General features: G+C 74.2%; 15 protein-coding genes. 8 read left to right on the forward strand and 7 right to left on the reverse strand.

Annotated elements, in window-relative coordinates:
- Nucleotides 1–17: 17 nt before the first annotated feature.
- The 6 genes from O7599_RS34380 (at nucleotide 18) to O7599_RS34405 (ending at nucleotide 9,757) form a co-directional block, all read left to right on the forward strand.
- Nucleotides 18–2,381 (forward strand): HAD-IB family hydrolase, encoded by a 2,364-nt coding sequence (locus O7599_RS34380; protein WP_281619510.1) that lies wholly within the window; start codon nucleotides 18–20, stop codon nucleotides 2,379–2,381.
- A complete protein-coding gene (locus tag O7599_RS34385) occupies nucleotides 2,378–3,616 on the forward strand; it encodes a zinc-binding dehydrogenase (RefSeq protein ID WP_281619511.1) in 1,239 nt (412 codons plus the stop codon). The genes O7599_RS34380 and O7599_RS34385 overlap by 4 nt, the downstream gene beginning before the upstream one ends.
- A gap of 131 nt (nucleotides 3,617–3,747) precedes the next feature.
- Nucleotides 3,748–5,325, forward strand: coding sequence for a lactate racemase domain-containing protein (locus O7599_RS34390; protein ID WP_281619512.1), 1,578 nt, complete (start codon nucleotides 3,748–3,750; stop codon nucleotides 5,323–5,325).
- On the forward strand, nucleotides 5,322–6,350 hold the full coding sequence (locus O7599_RS34395) for a lysophospholipid acyltransferase family protein (RefSeq protein ID WP_281619513.1): 1,029 nt from the start codon (nucleotides 5,322–5,324) through the stop codon (nucleotides 6,348–6,350). Before O7599_RS34390 ends, O7599_RS34395 begins: the two co-directional genes overlap by 4 nt.
- 718 nt (nucleotides 6,351–7,068) lie before the next feature.
- Complete coding sequence (locus O7599_RS34400) at nucleotides 7,069–8,739, forward strand: bifunctional 3'-5' exonuclease/DNA polymerase (RefSeq protein ID WP_281619514.1); 1,671 nt, start codon at nucleotides 7,069–7,071, stop codon at nucleotides 8,737–8,739.
- A 220-nt stretch (nucleotides 8,740–8,959) separates the two neighbouring features.
- Complete coding sequence (locus O7599_RS34405; RefSeq protein WP_281623635.1) at nucleotides 8,960–9,757, forward strand: putative protein N(5)-glutamine methyltransferase; 798 nt, start codon at nucleotides 8,960–8,962, stop codon at nucleotides 9,755–9,757.
- On the opposite strand, the gene O7599_RS34410 is transcribed toward O7599_RS34405, so the two are convergent.
- Complete coding sequence (locus O7599_RS34410; RefSeq protein WP_281619515.1) at nucleotides 9,726–10,880, reverse strand: DUF4185 domain-containing protein; 1,155 nt, start codon at nucleotides 10,878–10,880, stop codon at nucleotides 9,726–9,728. The two genes, O7599_RS34405 and O7599_RS34410, sit on opposite strands and share 32 nt — an antisense overlap.
- Nucleotides 10,881–11,025: 145 nt before the next feature.
- On the reverse strand, nucleotides 11,026–12,027 hold the full coding sequence (locus tag O7599_RS34415) for a helix-turn-helix domain-containing protein (RefSeq protein WP_281619516.1): 1,002 nt from the start codon (nucleotides 12,025–12,027) through the stop codon (nucleotides 11,026–11,028).
- 61 nt (nucleotides 12,028–12,088) lie between these two features.
- Between O7599_RS34415 and O7599_RS34420 the strand changes: the two genes are divergently transcribed.
- Entirely contained in the window at nucleotides 12,089–13,360 is a 1,272-nt protein-coding gene (locus O7599_RS34420; RefSeq protein ID WP_281619517.1) for an MFS transporter, read from the forward strand.
- Here the strand turns inward: O7599_RS34420 and O7599_RS34425 are convergent.
- From O7599_RS34425 to O7599_RS34445, 5 genes are all read right to left on the reverse strand, one after another.
- Nucleotides 13,332–14,843 carry a glycoside hydrolase family 30 beta sandwich domain-containing protein gene (locus O7599_RS34425; RefSeq protein ID WP_348652580.1) on the reverse strand — a complete coding sequence of 504 codons (1,512 nt, stop codon included), beginning with the start codon at nucleotides 14,841–14,843 and terminating at the stop codon, nucleotides 13,332–13,334. The genes O7599_RS34420 and O7599_RS34425 overlap by 29 nt on opposite strands.
- A 129-nt stretch (nucleotides 14,844–14,972) precedes the next feature.
- Complete coding sequence (locus O7599_RS34430; RefSeq protein ID WP_281619518.1) at nucleotides 14,973–16,334, reverse strand: GH1 family beta-glucosidase; 1,362 nt, start codon at nucleotides 16,332–16,334, stop codon at nucleotides 14,973–14,975.
- A 20-nt stretch (nucleotides 16,335–16,354) separates the two neighbouring features.
- Nucleotides 16,355–17,209, reverse strand: a complete 855-nt coding sequence (locus tag O7599_RS34435) for a carbohydrate ABC transporter permease (protein WP_281619519.1) — start codon at nucleotides 17,207–17,209, stop codon at nucleotides 16,355–16,357.
- Entirely contained in the window at nucleotides 17,202–18,209 is a 1,008-nt protein-coding gene (locus O7599_RS34440; RefSeq protein WP_281619520.1) for a sugar ABC transporter permease, read from the reverse strand. Before O7599_RS34440 ends, O7599_RS34435 begins: the two co-directional genes overlap by 8 nt.
- Nucleotides 18,210–18,219: 10 nt before the next feature.
- A complete protein-coding gene (locus tag O7599_RS34445; protein ID WP_281623636.1) occupies nucleotides 18,220–19,536 on the reverse strand; it encodes a sugar ABC transporter substrate-binding protein in 1,317 nt (438 codons plus the stop codon).
- Between the two features lie 151 nt (nucleotides 19,537–19,687).
- Here O7599_RS34445 and O7599_RS34450 point away from each other — a divergent pair, with 151 nt between their 5' ends.
- Nucleotides 19,688–20,929: an ROK family transcriptional regulator gene (locus O7599_RS34450; protein WP_281619521.1), complete on the forward strand. Its 1,242-nt coding sequence runs from the start codon at nucleotides 19,688–19,690 to the stop codon at nucleotides 20,927–20,929.
- Nucleotides 20,930–20,979: the final 50 nt, after the last annotated feature.

Consider the following 20,979-nt stretch of genomic DNA (forward strand, 5'->3'; position numbering starts at 1 on the left):
ACCAGGGGAGGGCACGAGTGACGGGGACTTACCGCATCGGGCGACTCGACGACGCGCACGTCCTGCTGACCGGGGCCACCGGCTTCATCGGGCAGGCGCTGCTGGAGCGGCTGCTGTCCGGCCATCCGGGCACCCGCGTCTCGATCGTCGTCCGCCCGCGGGGCAACGGCGGCGCCGCCGAGCGCTTCCGCCGCCTGCTGCGCAAGGACGTCTTCCGCGGCTGGCGCGAGCAGGTCGGCGACGAGGCCGCGTTCGCCGAGGCGGAGCGGCGCGTCACCGTCATCGAGGGCGCGCTCGACCGGCTGGACGACGTCGAGTTCCCCGGCGACATCGACGTGGCCATCCACTGCGCCTCGTCCGTCTCCTTCGACCCGCCCATCGACGAGGCGTTCCGCAGCAACGTCTCCGGTGCCGTCGCGCTGTACGAGAAGCTGGGGCGGCAGGAGCGCCCGCCGCACATCGTGCACATCTCCACCGCGTACGTCTCCAGCGGCGGCCAGGGCCTCGTCCGCGAGGGCCGGCTCACCCACGACATCGACTGGCGTGGCGAGCTGGCCCAGGGCCTGGCCGCCCGCGACGACGTCGAGCGCGCCTCCCGCCGCCCCGAAGTGCTGCGCAAGGCGCTGGAGAAGGCCGGCCGGGACCACGGCAAGGCGGGACCGCAGATCGCCGCCAAGGACGCCGAGGACGCGCGCCGCGCGTGGGTGGAGGAGCGGCTCGTCACCCACGGCGCCACCCGCGCCGAGATCCTCGGCTTCTCCGACGTCTACACCTTCACCAAGGCGATGTCCGAGCGCGCCGTCGAGGAACTGTGGGCGGGCCGGCCCCTGTCCATCGTGCGGCCCGCGATCGTGGAGAGCGCGCTGCGCCATCCGTACCCCGGCTGGATCGACGGCTTCAAGATGGCCGACCCGCTGATCATCGCGTACGGCAGCGGGCTGCTGCGCGACATGCCGGGACAGCCGGACACCGTGATGGACGTCGTCCCCGTCGACCTCGTCGTCAACGCCACCCTCGCCGCCGCCGCGGCCCCGCCCGAGGAGGGCGCGGAGCCGCACTACTTCCACGTCGGCTCCGGCGCCACCAACCCCCTCACGCTGCGCGACCTGTACAAGCACGTGCACTCGTACTTCCGCCGCGACCCGCTGCCGGAGAGCAGCGGCCGCGGTCACGTACGGCCGCCGTCGTGGACCTTCCCCGGCGCCTCCCGCGTGGAGTTCGCGCTCGGCGCCGGCGAGCGCGCCGCGAACTTCGCGGACAAGCTCCTCGGCCAGTTGCCCGGCACCGAGCGCACCCAGGAGTGGGCGAGCAGGCTGCACAAGGAGAAGCGCTCCCTGGAGACGCTGCGCCGCTACTCCGATCTGTACGGCGTCTACACCCGTACCGCCGTCGTCTACGACGACCGCGAGCTGCGCGCGCTGGGCGACGCGCTGCCCGCCGACCGCGCCGCCGAGCACGGCTTCGACCCCGCCGAGATCGACTGGTACACGTACCTCGAAGAGGTCCACTGCCCCAAGGTCACCGCGCCGCTGCGGGCGAGAACCGGCGGGGGCCGCACCACCCGCAAGCCGAACCCGGCCGCGCTCCCGCCCGGCGCCGCCGCCGGGGGCAGCACCGCCGCCGTCTTCGACCTGGACGGCACGATCATCGCCTCCGACATCGTCGAGTCCTACGTCTGGACCCGGCTGGCGTCGCTGCCGCGCGGGCGCTGGGCGCCCGAGCTGTTCGACCTCGCCCGCAACGCGCCCCGCTACCTGCTCGCGGAGCGGCGCGACCGCGGCGACGTGATGCGCTCGTTCTTCCGCCGGTACGAGGGCGCGCGCGCCGAGGAGTTGCGCGCCCTGGTCGCCGAGCAGGTCGGCGACGCGCTGCTGCACCGCGTGATGCCCGAGGCGGTACGCCGCATCCGGGCCCACCGCGCCGCCGGCCACCGCACCGTGCTCATCACCGGGAGCCTCGACATCCTCGTGGAGCCGCTGCGGCCGCTCTTCGACGACATCGAGGCCACCCACCTCGCCGAGCACGACGGCGTCCTGACCGGCTTCCTGCGCACCCCGCCGATCGTCGGCGAGGGCCGCGCGGCGTGGCTGCAGAGCCACGCCCGCGAGCGGGAGCTCGACCTCGGCGCCAGCTTCGGCTACGCCGACAGCTACTCGGACCGGCCGCTGCTGGAGGCCGTGGGCAAGCCGCACGCGGTCAACCCCGACACCCGGCTGTTCCGGCATGCCAAGCGCCACCGCTGGGAGATCGCCCGCTGGGGGACGCACACCGCGAGCCGCTGGGACGCGCTCGCGGGCACCGTGATCAGCCACACCCGGCCGCGGCCCGTACGGGCCCTGCCCGCGGCCGGCCGCACCGCACCCGACGGAGAGGCCCGATGAGCCTGGCGCTTCAGTACCACCGTTCGCCCGCGCGCTTCCTGGCCGCCCGCGGGCTCAGCCGCACCCGCAACCGTGCCGCCGGCTCGCTGGCCGGCTCGCTCGCCCCGCTGCGGCTCACCCGCGACCGGCGCGACCTGCCCAAGGGCGACGGCTGGACCCGGCTGGCGCCCAGCCTGTCCGGCATCTGCGGCTCGGACCTCGGGATGCTCAACGGCACCGTGTCGCCGTACCTGGCGGCGCTGACGTCCACGCCGTTCGTGCCGGGACACGAGGTCGTCGGCACCACCGTCGACGACCTGCCGGCCATCCCGCGCGGCACCCGCGTCGTGCTCGACCCGGTGCTGTCCTGCGCGGTACGCGGCCTGCCCGAGTGCGACGCCTGCCGCGCCGGGCACACCAACCGCTGCGACCACATCACCTCCGGGCACCTCTCGCCCGGCATGCAGACCGGCTACTGCGCCGACACCGGCGGCGGCTGGGCCCAGCGCATGGTCGCCCACGAGCACCAGCTCCGCCCGGTGCCCGACGACCTGCCGGACGAGCGCGCGGTGCTCATCGAGCCGCTGGCCTGCGCGATCCACTCGGTGCGCCGGGTGCCGATCGAGCCGGGCGCCGCGGTGCTGGTCATCGGGGCCGGCACGGTGGGTCTCTTCACCGTGCTGGCGCTGCGGCAGCTCACCGAGGCGGGCACCATCCACGTGGTCGCCAAACACGGCCACCAGCGCGAACGGGCGCTTGCGCTGGGCGCGGACGAGGCCGTGGAGCCGGACCGCGCGCTGCGCGCCGTCCGCCGGATGACCTCGGCGCTCGCCCAGCGCCCCGAGATGGGCGCGGAGTTCCTGCTCGGCGGGGTGGACATCGCCTTCGAGTGCACCGGCGGCGGCGCCGGCCTGGACACCGCGCTGCGTACCGTACGGGCCGGGGGCACGGTCGTCGTCTCCGGCATCCCGGGGGGCGCCGACCTGACCCCGCTGTGGTACCGGGAGCTGAGCCTCGTGGGCGCGTACACGACCAGACGCCGCGAGGACGTGACGGACGACGAGCGCGACGCGGGCCCCGACGGCCGCGCCGGCACCGACTTCGACAAGGCGGTGCAGCTCGCCGCCACCGCGCCCCTGGACGGCTACGTCGAACGCTATGCGCTCCAGCAGTGGCGCCCCGCGCTGGAGCACGCGTTCGCGGCCGGCTCCGCGGGTTCCGTCAAGATCGCCTTTGACCCGACCCTGGACGGCTGACCGGGCACGAATGGCAGGGTAGGGGCCGACACCGGAGTCGGCCGCCCCCCACCGCCGTACGCAGCCGCCGGGCACCCGACGCCCGCACCGCCGCCCGCTGCAGGCGCCGGCGACCACACTGAGGAGAGAGCGTGAGCAGACCAGGCTTCGTGCTGGAAGTCGACGAACGAACCCCGCCCCTGCTGGTGCACGAGGGCGAGAATTTCCGGCTGGAGCGGCTGCCCCACGGCACCCGGGTGATCTACCCGCCCGACTCGCTGCCCGGCATCCGCGACCTCGACGGGGTCATCCGCCGCGCGCTGCTCGAACCGCACGGCAGCGAACCCCTGCCCGAGCTGCTGTTCGCCGGCATGCGGCTGACGATCGTCTTCGACGACCTGTCGCTGCCGCTGCCGCCGATGCGCCGGCCCGACGTGCGCCAGCGCATCATCGAGCAGGTGCTGGAGATGGCGGCGGCCAAGGGCGTCGACGACGTCGAGCTGATCGCCGCCAACGCCCTGCACCGGCGCATGACCCCGGCGGAGCTGCAGCACGTCGTGGGCGACCGGGTGTTCCGGTCGTTCTTCCCGCAGCACCTCACCAACCACGACGCGGAGGACCGCGACAACCTCGTGCACCTCGGCGACACCGCGGAGGGCGAGGAGGTCGAGATCAACCGGCGGGCGGCCGAGAGCGACCTCGTCGTCTACGTCAACATCACCTCGACGGCGATGAGCGGCGGGCCCAAGTCGGTGTCGGTGGGCCTGGCCAGCTACCGCAGCATCCGCCACCACCACAACGTGCACACGCTGCGGCACTCCCGGTCGTTCAACGACCCGCCGAAGTCGGCCATGCACCACTCGTACAACCGCATGCACGACCTGATCGGCGGCCAGGTCAAGGTGTTCACCGTCGAGACGACGCTGAACAACGACACCTTCCCGTCCGCCACCCGCTTCCTCAACAAGCGCGAGTGGGAGTGGAACTACGGCGACCAGGCCGCGTACCTCGCCTCCCGGCGCGGCAACGCGCTGATGACGCCGTCGATGCGGCGCCGGCTGTGGCACAAGACGGAGGCGCCGTACGGGGTCACGGGAGTGAACGCCGGCGCGCCGAGCGAGGTGCACCCGATCACCCTGCGCAACGTCCACCGCCAGCAGCTCACCGAGGTGCAGGGGCAGGCCGACGTCGCGGTCTACGGCCTGCCGTACATCTGCCCGTACAACGTCAACTCGGTGATGAACCCGATCCTGACGATGTGCCTGGGCCTCGGCTACTTCTTCAACCTCTACCTGAACAAGCCGATCGTGCGGGAGGGCGGCGTCGGGATCTTCTACCACCCGATGCCGAACGAGTTCCACCCCGTCCACCACCCCAGCTACATCGACTTCTACGAAGAGGTGCTGGCCGAGACCACCGACCCGGCGGTCATCGAGGCCAAGTTCGAGAAGCAGTTCGCCACCGACCCGTGGTACACACACCTCTACCGCAAGAGCTACGCCTACCACGGCGTGCACCCCTTCTACATGTGGTACTGGGGCGCCCACGCAATGCAGCACCTGGGTCAGGTCATCTTCGTCGGCGCGGACCGGAGCGCGGCCTCCCGGCTCGGCGTGCAGTCGGCGTCGACGCTGAACGACGCGCTGCAACTGGCCTCGCAGACGGTGGGCACCAGCCCCTCCATCACGTACCAGCACATGCCGCCGCTGACCCTGGCGTCCGTCCGATGAGCGGCGCGAAGGGCCCCGCCAAGGGCCGCCGGTCCGGGAAGGGCAGCCTGCGCGGCGACCTCGCGATGGTGCGGGCGGGCCGCGACTGGCGCGGCCGCGCGCTGGCCCCCCGCGGCTACCGGACCCCGGGCGGCAGCGCGGCGGGCTTCGGGGCGGGGAAGGTGGAGCAGAAGACCTTCCCCACCGCGTGGGCGCGCACGCCCGCGGCGCGCGCCGTGCGCAACGTGCTCCAGCGCGGGGTGCTCAAGCAGTACGCCTGGGCCAAGACCCGGCCGCAGATCGAGGGCCTGGACCTGCTGGAGTCGCTGCGCGGCCCGGCGATCTTCGTCGCCAACCACTCCAGCCACCTCGACACCCCGCTGATCCTCGGCTCCCTGCCCCGCCGCATCGCCGACCGCACGGCGGTCGGCGCGGCGGCGGACTACTTCTTCACCTCCACGGCGGTCAGCATCACGACCGCCCTGATGTTCAACGCGTTCCCCGTGGACCGCTACGGGTCGCGCCGCGGCGGGGTGTCGCTGCCGGCGGAGCTGATCGACGACGGCTGGAGCCTGCTGCTCTACCCGGAGGGCACGCGGTCCCACGACGGCTGGATGAGCTCGTTCAAGATGGGCGCGTCGAGGCTGTGCGTGAACATGGGCATCCCGGTCGTCCCGGTGGCGGTCCGCGGCACGTTCGCGGCCATGCCGCGCGGCAAGGCCCTCCCGACCCGCACGGGCACGCGCCTGGTGGTCCGCTTCGGCCGCCCCCTGCCCCCGCAGGAGGGCGAGTCGGTCACCGACTTCCGCGCCCGCATGCTGCGCCACATCGCCGCCCTGTGGGCGGAGGAGGACCTGGGCTGGTACCAGTCGCTCCGCGCGGCGGAGGAGGGCCGCCTGACCCTCCCCGAGGGCCGCACGACGGCGCTCCCGCTGACGGCGACGCCGGTGGAGCAGGGGAAGCCGGTGGCGGAGTGGCGACGGGTGTGGGAGGCGACGAGACCGTCGATGGGGGACGGCCGCCGGAAGGTGTGGCGGGACGACTGAGCGCGCGCCCCCGCGGCGCGGCGGGGGCGTTGTCCGCGCCGGAGGCGCGGTTGCGGGGGTCCGGTGGACCTTGAGGGGCGCAGCTTCTCCGCGGGGGTCCGGGCGGAGCCCGTAGAGGCTGTTTGCGCGCGAGCCGCGCCGGCGGGTTTCGTGGAGCCGCGAGAGGGCGCGGGGGCGGAGCCCTCGGATCCGGCCGTGCCGAAGGCACCGAAGTGGGGTTGAGTGCGGAGGCCGGGGCTGCTGTGGGCGCGCCCAGACGCGCCGGCGGGTTCGTGCTGGAGCCGCGAAGGGTGCGGGGGCGGGGCCAGGCGGGAGGCGCCCTCGGATGCGGCCGTGCCGGAGGTGTGGTTGCGGAGTTGGGGGCGGAGCCCCGGGATGCCGTCCGTGTGCGGAAATGCGGTGGCGGGGATCGGGGTGGAGCCCGAGGGGCGTAGCCCCGCCGGGGGTGCGGGGGCGGAGCCCCGGGTGGGCCGTGCCGGAGGTGTGGTTGCGGGTTTCGGGGCGGAGCCGCGGGGGTGTAGGGGGTAGCCCCGCCGGGGGTGCGGGGGCGGAGCCCCCGGGTGGGCCGCGCCGGAGGCGCGGCCGCGGGGTCCGGGGCGCAGCCCCGGTTTCGGGAAGGGGCGGGGTCGGGGAAAACCCCCCCGGTACGGCACCACGCGGGTACGGGGAGCACCGCGCCACCCCGCCGGTGTCAGTGCGCGGTGGCAGACTCGGGACCATGCGCTGGGCCATGGCCGACGGACCACACGGCAACGTCACCGTCTGCCCCGTCGACCCCGCCGGCACCCCCGCCGGCCCCGAACACACCTACCGCCACCCCGCCGACGCCCTCCGCCACCACCCCACCGCCGACCGCTGGATCTGGGCCTCCACCGCCGCGTTCTACCCCCGCCTCCTCGACGCCGGCCTCTCCGTCCCCCGCTGCCACGACGTCGAAGCCGCCGAGGCCATCCTCCTCGGCCACGAAGGGATGTGGGGCCTGCCCCGCTCCCTCGCCGCCGCCTGGGCGCGACTGCGCGGGCACCCCGTCCCGGACGACCCGCCGCCCCGCTCGTTCGCCGGCGAGCCCGCGCCCGCCCTCTTCGACGCCGTCCCCGCGAGCCCCCACGGCACCGACCCCCTGCCCGCCCTCCTCGCCGTCCACGCCGCGCAGCAGGACCGTATCGCCGCCTCCGCCCACCCGCACCGCCTCCGGCTCCTCGTCGCCGCCGAGTCCGCCGGCATGCTCGTCGCCGCCGAGATGCACCGCGCCGGCCTCCCCTGGCGCGCCGACGTGCACGACGCCCTGCTCACCGAGCTGCTCGGCGGCCGGTACCCCGGCGGCCTGGAGCCGCCCCGCCTCGCCCGACTCGCCGACGACGTGTCCCGCGCGTTCGGCGAGCGGGTCCGCCCCGACCTGCCCGCGGAGGTCGTCCGCGCCTTCCGCAAGGCCGGCGTCGGCGTCACCTCCACCCGCAAGTGGGAGTTGCAGGACATCGACCATCCCGCCGTCGCCCCGCTGCTGGAGTACAAGAAGCTCTACCGGCTGCACACCGCCCACGGCTGGTCCTGGCTGCAGACCTGGGTGCACGACGGCCGGTTCCGCCCCGAGTACCTGCCGGGCGGCGCCATGTCCGGCCGCTGGACCACGCACGGCGGCGGCGCGCTGCAGATCCCGCGCGTCGTGCGCCGCGCGGTGGTCGCGGACGAGGGCTGGCGGCTGGTGGTCGCCGACGCGGACCAGATGGAGCCGCGGGTGCTGGCCGCCGTCTCCCGCGACGCGGGGCTGATGGCGGCGGCGGACGGCACCCGGGATCTGTACGAGGCGCTGGCGGACCGCGCGTTCGCGGGCGGGCGCGCGGAGGCGAAGCTCGCGCTGCTGGGGGCCATCTACGGGCAGACCTCCGGCGACGCGCTGACGTACCTGGCGGATCTGCGCCGCCGCTTCCCCACCGCGGTCGCGTACGTGGACGAGGCCGCCCGCGCCGGCGAGGAGGGCCGGCTCGTACGGAGCCATCTGGGCCGTACGTGCGCGCCCTCGGAGGCGGCGGACGACGGTGAGGCGGGGCTGCCGCAGGAGGACGACGAGGGCGGCGCGACGGCGCGCGGAGGCGCCGCGGCGCGGGCGCGGGGCCGGTTCGCGCGCAACTTCGTGGTGCAGGCCAGCGCGGCGGAGTGGGCGCTGTGCCTGCTGGCGGCGCTGCGGCAGGAACTGGCGGGGATGCGGGCGGAGCTGGTGTTCTTCCAGCACGACGAGGTGATCGTGCACTGCCCGGAGCAGGAGGCGCCGGCGGTGGAGAAGGCGCTGACGGCGGCGTCGGCGCGGGCGGGGGAGGTGATGTTCGGCGAGACGCCGGTGGTGTTCTCGTTCACGACCGCGGTGGTGGAGTGCTACGCGGACGCGAAATAAGGGCGGGCGGAGCGGCGGGCCCACGAGGTAGAACGGTTGCGTGCCAGACACCCCGCCGCACGAAGCGCCACCGCCCCCGTCCCCACCGCCCGCGTCCCCGCCGCCCGTGTCCCCGCCGCCCGTGCCCGTGTCCCCGCCGCCCCCGTCGCCGGCGCCCGCGTTCCCACCGCCGGCATCCGCGCCCCACGACGCCCCGCCACCCGACGGCGTCGTCGCCCGCCTGCGCGCCGCCGGCTGCGTCTTCGCCGAGGACGAGGCCCGCCTCCTGCGCGCCGCCGCCTCCGCCCCGGCCGAGCTGGACGCCCTCGTGGCGCGCCGTGTCGCCGGGTGGCCCCTGGAACAGGTCCTGGGCCGGGCCGAGTTCTGCGGGCTGCACATCGTGGTCGAGCCCGGCGTGTTCGTACCGCGCAGGCGCAGCGAGTTCCTGGTCCGCCGGGCCGCGCGGGCGGCGCACGGCCTCCGCCGCCCCGTCGTCCTCGACCTGTGCTGCGGCTCCGGCGCCATCGGCGCCGCGGTCGCCGCCGCGGTGCCCGGCGCCGAACTGCACGCCGCCGACGTCGACCCGGCCGCGGTCCGCTGCGCCCGGCGCAACGTCGGGCCCGCCGGGGGGACGGTCTACGAGGGCGACCTGTACGCCGCCCTGCCCGCCCGCCTCCGCGGTCGCGTCGACGTGCTCGTCGTCAACGCCCCGTACGTGCCCACCGCCGAGGTCCCGTTCCTGCCGCCCGAGGCCCGCGACCACGAGCCGCTGACCGCGCTCGACGGCGGCGCCGACGGGCTCGACGTCCAGCGCCGCGTGATCGCGGACGCCCCGCGGTGGCTGGCACCCGGCGGCCTGCTGCTCGTGGAGACGAGCGAGCGGCAGGAGCCCCGCACCCGCGCGGCCGTCGTCGCCGCCGGGCTGACGGCGCACACGGCGACGTGCGCGGACCTGGCGGCGACGGTCGTCACCGGCCGCGCCGGGCGGCGGGGCCCGGGCCGCTCCGTCAGACGAACCCCCGCACCCGGTGCTGCATGACGCGGTACGGCCAGTTCTCCGCCGTGTTCCACTGACTCACCGCCAGATGGAGGTTGTCCGGCGTCGAGCCCGGGATGACGTAGCCGCCGTACAACTGCGCCACGTGGGAGTCGTCCTCGTTGCCCCACTGCCCGCCCCACACCAGCGTCCGGCGGTGCGCCTCGTACAGGTTGGACGTGGGCGTGTCCATGAGGATGCCGTCGATGCGGTAGTCGGCCTCGTTGAACCACGTGAGGATCCACTTGCCCGCCATCGGCCGCAGGCACATCTCGCCGAAGCGCCCCTCCAGCACCGGCGTCGGCGGATTGCCCCACGCCCAGGCGCCGTTGCGGTAGCCCCACGGCTCGTACGCGCCGGGGTCGGCGATCCGGGCCGCGGGCACCCGGTGCAGGATCATCGGCTTGCTGCGGGTGAACTCCGTGGAGAACACGTACACGAAGCCGTCGTTCCCCTCCGCCCAGGTGAGCAACTGGAAGAGCCCGCCGTGCAGGTCGGGGGCGAACTTCGCGCCGGTGTGCACCCAGGTGGCGCCGTTGTCGTCGGAGCGCCAGATCTCCGTCCAGACGACGTTGCCGAGGCCCTTGTTGACCATGGCGTGCAGATACATCGTCGAGCCGATGGTGATCACGTCGGACGGCAGGACGGTGGAGAAGACGGGGTTGTCGTGCTCGTACGGCCACAGTTGCTGCGCCGCCGCCCCGCCCACGGCGCCGGACCAGGTGACGCCGGCGTCGAGGTCGGTGGTGGTGGAGTACAGCGCGACGGGCGAGCGCCACCAGCCGCCGCCGACGCGCGCCTCCTCGAACGTGTCGCCGAAGACGAAGAGCATCCGGCCGTCCGGCGTGCGCACGGGGATGCCCAGGTCGGTGGCCTCCATGCGGTACGCGGTGGTGATCCCGGGCCCGGTGAGGTCCCGGATCTTCGTCACCTCCAGCGCCTGTGCGCCGCGTCCGGCGGCGGCGCCGCCCGCCGTACCGCCGGCGCCGCCGGCCGCTCCCGCCGCGGCCTGCCCGGCCCCCAGCAGCACCCCGCCGCCGACCGCGGCACCGGCCGCCGTTCTCAGGAACCGCGCCCTGCTCATCGGCGCGCCGCGCCCTCGTCCGCCCTCGCGATGACTGCCCATGGGCCCTCCTGAAGGTCCTGAGAAATCGATTTCACGCGCTCGGGCACAGAGCCTCCCATCGCGTTACGGGACCGTCAACAACGCCGGCACGCCCGCCGTGCGCGAGGAGTTCCGGCCGCCGGGCCGCCCGCCCGTCCGCCGGCCGCTACCTCCGCGCGCGCCCGTCCGGTCGGCCGCCCTCGTCCCGCTGCGCCGTGACGAGCACCTCGCCCGGCGGCGTGCGGTAGTACAGCACCGACCGCCCCGCGCGTCGCCGCCCCACCAGCCGGGCGTCGCGCAGCACCTTCAGGTGCCGCCCCACCGAGCCGAGGCCCTGCCCGGTGAGCGCCACCAACTGCGTGGTGCTCTTCGGGGTGTCCAGCAGTGCCAGCACCGTCGCCCGCGCCGGGCCGAGGAGGCGCCCCAGGGACTCGGGCGGCGCGGCGGTGCCGGTGTCGGCGAGGGCGCCGGCGCACGGGTAGACGAGGGCGTAGCGGTGTGGCGCATCCCAGCAGACCCAGCCGGTGCGCGGCACGACGGGCACGAACAGCAGCCGGGCGCCGGAGACGTCCCGCGGCGGGTAGTCGCGCACGTTGATCTGCAGCCGGCTCGCGCCCAGCCACCGCGTCCCCGGCCGCAGCGCGTCCAGCGCCGCCGCCCAGCCGCCCTGCCCCACCTGCGCGGTGCGCGCCACGATGTCCGCCTCGATGATCCGCCGGCGCCGCGGCCAGTCCGGCAGCACCGTCTCGCGCCACACCCATTCCATGACGTCCGCCGCCCGCCGCGGCAGGTCGTCCCGGCGCAGCCGCTCCGGCAGCCGGCCGTCGAGGGATACGGCGACGTCGGCGCGGGCGGCGTCCGGCGGTGTGGCCCGTACCGCCGCAAGCTCCTCCTCGAACGACACCCCGGCGGCTCCGGTGGGCGTCGGGGTGAGGAAGTCCGCGTTCCACGGCCGCAGCAGGCCCGCCCCGACCAGCTCGTCGGTCACCGGGTCCGCGGCCTGCCGCGCACGGTAGCCCGGCAGGTGGGCGTCGAGCCAGGCGCGTTCGCCGGGGTGCGCGGGGGCGCCCCGCGCCAGCGTCTTCAGACACGCGATCGTCTCGGCGAGCGGCGAGACGACGAACCGGCTCCCGGCCAGGGTGTCCGCGTCGACCTGCCACCACCCCATCGCTTTCGCCTCCCGGCGAAACTCTAACCCCCGCGCCGCGCTCTGCCCGAGGCTGCCCGGCATGCGCACGTATCGCGAGCTGTTCCGCGCCCCCGAGTTCACGCCGCTCTTCGCCGCCTCCTCGCTTCAGGTCGCCGGGCTGACGATCAGCGGCCTGGCGCTCGGCACGCACATCTACGAGGAGACCGGCTCCCCGCTGCTGTCGGCCCTCGCCATGTTCGGCCCCTCGCTCGCCCAGGTGCTCGGCGCGACCCTGCTGCTCTCCGCCGCCGACCGGCTGCCGCCGCGCGGCGCCATGACCGCGCTCGCCGTCGTCTACGCCGCCGCGACCACCGCGCAGGCCGCGCCGGGCCTGCCGGTGTGGGGGGCGTTCGCGATCCTGCTCTGCCTCGGCCTGCTCGCCTCGGTGGGCGGCGGGGTGCGCTACGGGCTGCTCAACGAGATCCTGCCGCGCGACGGTTACCTGCTCGGCCGGTCGGTGGTCAACATGTCCGCCGGCGCCATGCAGATCGCCGGCTTCGCGGTCGGCGGGGTGCTCGTGACGGCGCTGTCGCCGCGCGGCACGCTCCTCGTCGCCGCCGCGGCGTTCCTCACCGGGGCCGCGGTGGCCCGCGCCGGGCTCGGCCGCCGGGCGCCGCGGGCGGCCGGCCGGCCCTCGGTCGCGGAGACCTGGCGGGTCAACGGGCTGCTGTGGTCCTCGCGGCACCGCCGCACGCTCTACCTGGCGCTGTGGCTGCCCAACGGCCTCGTCGTCGGCGCCGAGTCGCAGTTCGTGCCGTACGAACCGGACCGCGCCGGCGTCCTGCTGGCCCTGGCCGCGCTGGGCATGCTCACCGGCGACGTGCTCGCGGGCCGGGTCGTGCCGGCCCGGTGGCGGCCCCGGCTCGGGGTGCCGCTGCTGTTGCTGCTGGCCGTCCCGTACGCGGTCTTCGCGCTGCGCCCGCCGCTGGCCGTCACGGCGGTCGCCGTCACCGTGGCCTCGGTCGGCTTCGCCGCCAGTCTCGTCCAGCAGGAGCGGCTGATGGCGCTGACCCCGGACGAACTCAGCGGCCAGGCCCTCGGGTTGCACACCTCCGGCATGCTCACCATGCAGGGCGTCGCCGCCGCCCTCGCCGGCGGCATCGCGGAGCTGACCTCGCCGGCGACGGCGGTGGCCGCGATGGCGGCGCTCTCGGTCGCCGTCACGCTGGCCCTGGCGCCGGGCCTGCGGGCCGCCGGCACCGCGGCGGTGGACCCGGCCCCGCGCCCGCCCGGTGGCGGGGGCGGGACGCGGGACCGGGAGTCGGAGGCCGGCCCGGCGGAGGTCAGGCTTCGGGCGCCCCGGGCCAGGTGAAGGTGGCGACCGCGCCCGCGGGCAGCTCGTACGTCAGCGACGCGCCGTTCTCCGTCACCGAGAACGTCCGTGCGCCGCCGGTGGCGTTGAGCACGACCGCGGCGCGGGAGCCGTCCGGGTTCTCGAAGACGACGTTCTGCACGCCGCCGGGCCCCTCGGTCGTCGAGCCGACGCGCACGGCGCCGCGGTCCACGAACTTCGAGACGTGGCCCAGCAGGTAGTACTCCGCGTTCTTCGTGACCGTGCCGCCGTCGACCTCGACCACGCCGTTGCAGCGGGTGCCGCAGTGCCCGAAGTGCGGCCCGCCCTGCGCGTCGAGGGCGAGGTTCCAGATCACCACGGTCTCGGAGCCGGTCCGCAGGCTGCGGATGACGAGGTTCTCCGTCTGCCACTTCAGCGTGTCGGCGAAGGTACGCGAGCCGTCGTCGCTGTCGGTGCCCGAGCACTCGGTGAAGAACACCCGGTGCCCGGCGTCGCGCACCTGCTGCTGCGCCTCGGGCTGCCCGCCGTAGCAGTGGAACGCCGCTCCCTGCACGCGGTCGAGGTCGCCGGTGGCGTCGAGCACCTGGAGCGGGTAGTCGGGGCGGTCCCAGTTGTGGTCGTAGACGAAGAGCTGCGTGCCGAGCCCGGCCGCGGCGAGCTTCCCGTCGAGCACGCGCAGGAAGTCGGCCTGTTCGGCCGCCGACATGCCCATCGAGGGGTACGAGGTCTCGAACAGCGGCTCGTTCGCGACCGTCAGATCGTCGACCGGCACGCCCGCCTCTGCGTACGCGTTCAGCGCCTTGACCAGGTAGTCGGCGTAGTCGCCGTAGTGCTCGGGCGCGAGGCTGCCGCCCTCCAGCTTCCCCGAGTCCTTCATCCAGCCGGGCGCCGACCAGGGCGTCGCCATGACGCGGATGTCGCCGTTCACCTCGCGCGCCTGGTTGAGCAGCGGCAGGATCTCGGCGCGGTCGCGGTCGACGGAGAAGGAGCCCTGCTGGTCCTCGTACGAGTAGTAGGGCAGCTCGGCGACGAAGTCGGTGCCGCCGAAGGGCTGGCGCAGGTAGTCGAGTCCGATGCCCGCGCCGCCGGTGGAGAACAGGTCGGTCATGAGCGAGTCCCGCGTGCCCTGCGGCAGATCGGAGATCAGCCGCGCGGACGCCTCGGTGAGGGACGCGCCCGCGCCGGTGAACTCCTGCGCGCGCTCGCCGGTGTCGACGGCGATGTCGGTCTCCTGCGGTGCGCCGTCGAACGCGGCGCCGTCCGCCGGGGCGAGCTTGCTGCTCCCGTCGGCCGTGGTGATCCAGACCTCGGCGGTGGTCTCGGCGGCCTGCGCCGGCGCGGCGAGTCCGTAGCCGCCGGCGGCGAGCAGCAGCGCGCCGGCCGCGGCGACCGCCTTGGCGGTGCGCGAGCGCGGCAGCGGGACGGCGCGCCCGGCACGCACGCGCCGCGGGCGGCGGCGCGGGGGCCGTGCGGGTCGGGACGGGGCGGGTGCGTCGTGCATGGTGCGGCTCCTTCGGTGTGGGGGGTGGATGAACCGCGGGGGTCGAGGACCGCCCGGGCGCGCCGTCGCGGTGGGGGGATTCCGCGGGGACGCGGCGGCGGGCCCGGGCGGGGCGTGGTGGCCTGCGTGCTACGCCGCGCGCCGCACCGCCGCACGGTGGCCGCGGATCAGCTCGGCGTAGCGCCGGCCGCTGCCCTTGATGGTCCGCCGCTGGGTGGCGTAGTCGACGTGGACGAGACCGAAGCGCTTGTCGTAGCCGTACGCCCACTCGAAGTTGTCCAGCAGCGACCAGGCGAAGTACCCCGCCAGGGGCACGCCGCGGCGGACCGCCTCGGCGCAGGCGGCGAGGTGCTCCTCCAGGTACCGGGTGCGCTCGGGGTCGTCGATCTGGCCGTCGGGCCCGACCGCGTCGGGGTAGGCGGCGCCGTTCTCGGTGACGTACAGGCAGCGGGCGCCGTAGTCGTCCGCCATCCGCTCCAGCGTCTTCGTCAGCCCCTCGGCGTGCACCTCCCAGCCCATCGCGGTGCGCCGCACGCCGGGCAGATCGACCTGGCGCGCGTACGGCAGCGGCCCGTCCGGGTCGTCGGCGACGACGTTGCGGAAGTAGTAGTTCAGGCCCAGCCAGTCCAGCGGCGCGGCGATGGTCTCCAGGTCCCCGGGGCGCTCGGGCAGGTCCACGCCGTACAGCCGCCGCATGTCCTCCGGATAGCCGCGGCCGTGCACCGGATCCATCCACCAGCGGTTGACGTGCCCGTCGGTGCGCGCGGCGGCGGCCACGTCCTCGTCGCGGTCGGAGGCCGGCTCGCAGTGCGTGAGGTTGTTGACCAGCCCGACCCGCGCCCCGGGGACGGCGGCGCGCAGCGCCTGGACCGCCAGGCCGTGGCCGAGGTGCAGGTGGTACGAGGCCCGTACCGCCGCCGTCAGGTCGGTGAGCCCGGGGGCCATCCGCCCCTCCAGGTGCCCGATCCAGGCCGAGCACAGCGGCTCGTTGAGCGTGGCCCAGTCGGTGATCCGGTCGCCGAGCCGGCGGGCCACCGCGTCCGCGTACACCGCGAACGCCTCGGCGGTCTCGCGCTCCGCCCAGCCGCCGCGGTCCTGCAGCGCCTGCGGCAGGTCCCAGTGGTAGAGCGTGGGGAAGGGCGTGATGCCGGCTTCGAGGAGAGCGTCGGTGAGCCGGTCGTAGAACGCGAGCCCCGCCTCGTTGACGGGCCCTTCGCCGCCGGGGACGACGCGCGGCCAGGCGATCGAGAAGCGGTACGCCTCGGCGCCCAGCCGGCGCATCAGCGCGATGTCCTCGGGCCAGCGGTGGTAGTGGTCGCAGGCGACGTCGCCGGTGTCGCCGCCGTCGACCATGCCGGGCGTGTGCGAGAACGTGTCCCAGATCGACGGGGCGCGCCCGTCCTCGCGTACGGCGCCCTCGATCTGGTACGCGGCGGTGGCCGTGCCCCACACGAAGTCGGACGGGAGGCGGTCGAGGTGCAGGTCGGTCACGGGGTTCCTTTCGGACAGGGTCACTTGACGGCTCCGGCGGTCAGCCCGGCGACGAGATAGCGCTGGAGCAGCAGGAAGCCGGCGACGACGGGGAGGCTGACGACGAGGGAGGCGGCCATGACCTGGTTCCAGTACACCTCGGTCTGGGTCGCGTACCCCTGCAGCCCGACGGAGAGCGTGCGGGTGACGTCGTTGGTCATGACCGAGGCGAAGAGCACTTCGCCCCATGCGGTCATGAAGGAGTAGATGGCGACGGCGACGATCCCGGGGATCGCGGCCGGCACCACGACGCGGAACAGCGCCTTGAGCGGCCCGCAGCCGTCGACGAGCGCCGCCTCGTCGAGGTCGCGGGGGATGGAGTCGAGATAGCCGACCAGCATCCAGATCGAGAAGGGCAGGGTGAAGGTCATGTACGTGAGGATCAGCCCGCCGCGGGAGCCGTAGAGGGCGATCCCGGTGGTGTTCCCGATGTTGACGAAGATCAGGAACAGCGGCAGCAGGAACAGGATGCCGGGGAACATCTGGGTGGACAGCACCGTGACCGTGAAGATCCGCTTGCCGCGGAAGCGGTAGCGGCTGACCGCGTACGCGGCGAAGACCGCGATCACGACCGAGCAGCCGGTCGCGGCGCCCGCCACGATCAGTGAGTTCAGGAAGTAACGGGCCAGCGGCACCGTGTCCCAGATGTCGAGATACGGCCGGATGGTCAGCCCGCTGGGGATCCACCGGAAGGCCCCGGTGACGTCCTCGAGCGGCTTGAGCGAGCTGCTGAGCATCACGTACACGGGCGTGACGGCGAAGACGGTCAGCAGCGTGAGCACGACCCGCCGGGTCCAGACGAACGACCGCGGCGGCGCGGTGGGGGAGCTATGCACGGGCCGCCTTCCTTCCCCGGGAGGTGAGCACCAGATAGCCGGCCGTCACGACCAGCAGGAAGAGCAGCAGCAGCACGGACATGGCCGAGCCGGCGCCGAAGTTCCAGGTGACGAAGGACGACTGGTAGATGTGGATGGAGATGATGTCCGCGGACTCCGGCGCCGACTTGCCGAAGAGGATGTACGGCACGTTGAAGTCGTTGAAGGTCCACAGGAACAGCACGAGGACCAGCACCTGGTTGACGGGCCGCAGCGACGGAAGCGTGATCCGGCGGATCTGCTGCCAGATTCCGGCGCCGTCGATCGCGGAGGCCTCGTACACCTCGCGCGGAATGTTCTGCAGCGCGGCGGTGAGCACGAGGAACGCGAACGGCCACGTGCGCCAGACCGAGACGACGACCAGCGAGATGAACGCGTTGTCGCCGATCAGCCAGAACGTCGGCTGGCTGGTCAGCCCCAACTGGTCGTGGATCACGTGGTTCACCAGGCCGTTGTCCCGCTGGAGCATGAACGACCAGGTGATGACGGCGGTGTAGACGGGCAGCGCGTACGGGGTGAGGAAGATCGCGCGCAGCAGCCCGCGGCCGCGGAAGGCGTCCTGCATGAGGATCGCCGCGGTGACGCCGAGCAGCCACGAGAAGCCGACCGCGAGCACCGTGAACGCGCAGGTGATGAAGAAGGACTGCAGCAGCGCCTCGCCGACCGGGGCGTCGAAGTCGACGGCGACGCGGAAGTTGTCCAGGCCCGCCCAGGGCGCGGCGCCCCAGTCACGGATGTAGTGCTGGGTCAGCTCCTTGAAGCTCATCACCACGCCGACGGCCATCGGCACCAGGTGGATCAGCAGCTCCAGCAGCAGGGCGGGCAGCAGCAGGAGGTACGGCAGGGCGCCGCGCCGCACACGGCCGCGGCCGGCGCGGCGGCGCTTGCGGGCGGCGCCCCGGCCGGCGGGCGGCTTGTCGCCGGGGCCGGCCGGGGGCGTGTCGAGGGTGGTCGCGGTCATCCGGGGCCGCTCACTTCTGCATCTGCTGCTGGGCCTCGGTCAGCCGCTTCTGGACCGACTCCGTCGTCACCTCGTCGCCGGCGGCGGCATCCGCGAACAGCTCCTTCATCGCGTCGCCGACGAGGGTCTCGAACTGCGCCTCGTCCGGCACCTGCGGCAGCGGCGCGGAGGTCGTGGACAGCACCTCGCGCAGCACGGTCAGGTCGACGCTGCTGAACGCCTCGTCCTTCTGCGCCTCCTTGACCGGCGGGATGGAGCCGTAGGTCGAGTTGAGGATGAGCTGCTCCTCGTCCGAGGTCATGAACTTCACGAAGTCCAGGGCGCCGTCGAGGTTGTCGGTGTTCTTGAAGACGGCGATGTTGATGCCGGCGACCATGGAGTTGACGTTCTGGCCCTCCGGCGGGTTCTCGCTCTGCATCGGGACCGGCGCCACGCCGTACTCGTCGGCCTTCATGCCGTGCGCCTTGAGCGAGCTGCCCGCGGCCTGCCACAGGAGCATGCCGGCCTTGCCGGTGGCGAAGTCCTTGACCGACTGGTTCTGCGCGTACTCGGCGTTGCCGACGGCGGCGATCTTGTCGTTGGCGAGGAAGTCGACGTACTGCTTGACCGCCGCGACCGCCTCGGGGGAGTCGAAGGTGGGGTTGCCCTCGGCGTCGAAGAAGTCCGCGCCGTGCTGCTTGCCGAAGACGAAGGCGTGGTGGGAGTTCTCCACCGGGTTGCCGCCCTCGACGGCGACGCCGTACTTGCCGTCCTTCGTCAGCTTCTTGCCGACGTCGACGAACTCGTCCCAGGTGGTGGGCGGCTGCTCGATGCCGGCGTCGGCGAACATCTGCTTGTTGTAGTAGAGGGCGTACGACAGGGAGTACAGCGGCACGGCCGCCGGGTCCTGGCCCTCGGCGCCCGCGGCGGCCAGCGCGGAGGGGACGAACCGGTCCTTGCCGCCGATCTTGTCCAGCGTCTTGTCGTCCCACGCCAGCAGCCCGTCGCTCGCCTGCAGGGAGGCGGACCACGTGTTGCCTATGTTGAGCACGTCGGGCCCCTGGCCGGAGGAGGTGGCCGCGAGGATCCGGTCGAGCAGGCTGTCCCAGGGGACGACTTCGAGCTTGACGTCGATGCCCGTCTCCTTCTCGAACTTCTCGATCTCCGGGGTCAGCACCTCTTTGTCGTGCTCCAGGCTGGTGCCCTGGTTGCTCGCCCAGTAGGTCAGCTCGTCGGGCTTGTCGTTGTTGCCCTCCGAACTCGTCGAGCTGCCGCCGCCGCAGGCGGCGGCGGTCACGCTGAGGGCGGTGGCGAGTGCGGCGGTCGCCGCCAGGCGGATTCTGCGCATGGTCGTGTGGCCTCTCTCCGGGCGCATGACTTAAGGCTGTGAACGCGGCTCGCGCTTAATTTAGGCCGTGAGTTAAGTAGTGAAAGAAGTCCCCGTCAACCCTTCTCACACGGGTTTCCCGGCACGTATGTTTCCTCCGGGAAGGAGCCACATGGGGAGAACCAACGGCCGTACCGTGCGCGACCTGCGCCGCAGCAACCGCTCCGCGGTACTGCGCCACCTGTACTTCGAGGGGCCGCTGAGCCGCCAGGAGCTGGGCCCGGCGACCGGGCTCAGCTCCGGGTCGGTCAGCAACGTGGCCGCGGAGCTGATCGCCGAGGGAGTGCTGGAGGAGGCGGGCGCGGTCGACTCCGACGGCGGGCGGCCCCGCACCCTGCTGCGGGTGGCGCCGCGCTGCGGGCACATCGTCGGCGTCGACGTCGGGGAGACCCGGGTGCGGGTGGAGCTGTTCGACCTCGCCCGTACCGAACTCGCCCGCGCCGAGCGCCCGCTCGCCGACGGCGGCCGGGACGCCGGGCGGGTGGTGGCGCACATCGCCCAGGGGCTGGCCGCCGTGCTCGCCGACGCGGGCGTCGCCGCAGAGGAACTGCTCGGTGTCGGCCTCGGCGTCCCCGGCATCGTCCACCGCGAACCGTCCCGCGGCGGCGCGGTGGTGTACGCGCAGACCGTCGGCTGGGACGCCGTGCCGCTGGAGGCGATGCTGCGGACCGCCGCGACCGGCCTGGCGGACGTGCCGTACATGGTGGCCAACGGCGCCAAGACGCTGGGCCAGGCCGAGATGTGGTTCGGCGCCGGACGCGGCGCGCGCAACGCGGTCATCGCGCTGATCGGCTCCGGCGTCGGCGCCTGCGTCGTCACCGACGGCACCGCCTACGGCGGCTCGTCCAGCGGCGCGGGGGAGTGGGGGCACACCACGATGCAGATCCGCGGGCGGCGCTGCCGCTGCGGCGCCCGCGGCTGTCTGGAGGCGTACGTCGGCGCGGAGGGGATGCTGCGCCGCTGGCGGGAGGCGGGCGGCGAACCGGTCGCCGCGGACGAGGAGTCGGCGCTCGCGGAGCTGATCGCCGCCGACGACCCCGCGGCCCGCGCGGTGCTCGACGAGACCGCCGAGTACCTGGGCGCCGGCATCGCGGACCTCGTCAACCTCTTCAACCCGGAGCGCATCGTGCTGTCCGGCTGGGCCGGGCTGCTCGCCGGCCCCCGGCTGCTGCCCGCGGTCCGCGGGGCCACGGCCATGTACGCGCTGCGCTACCCGGCGGCGCGCGCGGCGATCGAGATGGGCGAACTCGGCACGGACGCCGTCACCGTCGGCGCCGCGACGCTGCCGCTGAGCCGGTTCCTCGACGCCGGCGGCACGCGGCACCACGACACCGCGGCGGCCCCGGCCCGCTGACGCCGTCCGAGGGGCCGCCGGCGCGGATGCGTCCGGGCGCGCGCCCACCG

The organism is Streptomyces sp. WMMC500 (genome assembly GCF_027497195.1).
Lineage (GTDB): Bacteria > Actinomycetota > Actinomycetes > Streptomycetales > Streptomycetaceae > Streptomyces.

What these genes read in the sequence shown, in the direction of transcription:
- O7599_RS34440 (WP_281619520.1), bottom strand. Translation starts at nt 18,209, where the DNA reads ATGACCGCGACCACCCTCGACACGCCCCCGGCCGGCCCCGGCGACAAG.
- O7599_RS34420 (WP_281619517.1), top strand. Translation starts at nt 12,089, where the DNA reads ATGCGCACGTATCGCGAGCTGTTCCGCGCCCCCGAGTTCACGCCGCTC.
- O7599_RS34415 (WP_281619516.1), bottom strand. Translation starts at nt 12,027, where the DNA reads ATGGGGTGGTGGCAGGTCGACGCGGACACCCTGGCCGGGAGCCGGTTC.
- O7599_RS34445 (WP_281623636.1), bottom strand. Translation starts at nt 19,536, where the DNA reads ATGCGCAGAATCCGCCTGGCGGCGACCGCCGCACTCGCCACCGCCCTC.
- O7599_RS34385 (WP_281619511.1), top strand. Translation starts at nt 2,378, where the DNA reads ATGAGCCTGGCGCTTCAGTACCACCGTTCGCCCGCGCGCTTCCTGGCC.
- O7599_RS34400 (WP_281619514.1), top strand. Translation starts at nt 7,069, where the DNA reads ATGCGCTGGGCCATGGCCGACGGACCACACGGCAACGTCACCGTCTGC.
- O7599_RS34450 (WP_281619521.1), top strand. Translation starts at nt 19,688, where the DNA reads ATGGGGAGAACCAACGGCCGTACCGTGCGCGACCTGCGCCGCAGCAAC.
- O7599_RS34410 (WP_281619515.1), bottom strand. Translation starts at nt 10,880, where the DNA reads ATGGGCAGTCATCGCGAGGGCGGACGAGGGCGCGGCGCGCCGATGAGC.
- O7599_RS34395 (WP_281619513.1), top strand. Translation starts at nt 5,322, where the DNA reads ATGAGCGGCGCGAAGGGCCCCGCCAAGGGCCGCCGGTCCGGGAAGGGC.
- O7599_RS34425 (WP_348652580.1), bottom strand. Translation starts at nt 14,843, where the DNA reads ATGCACGACGCACCCGCCCCGTCCCGACCCGCACGGCCCCCGCGCCGC.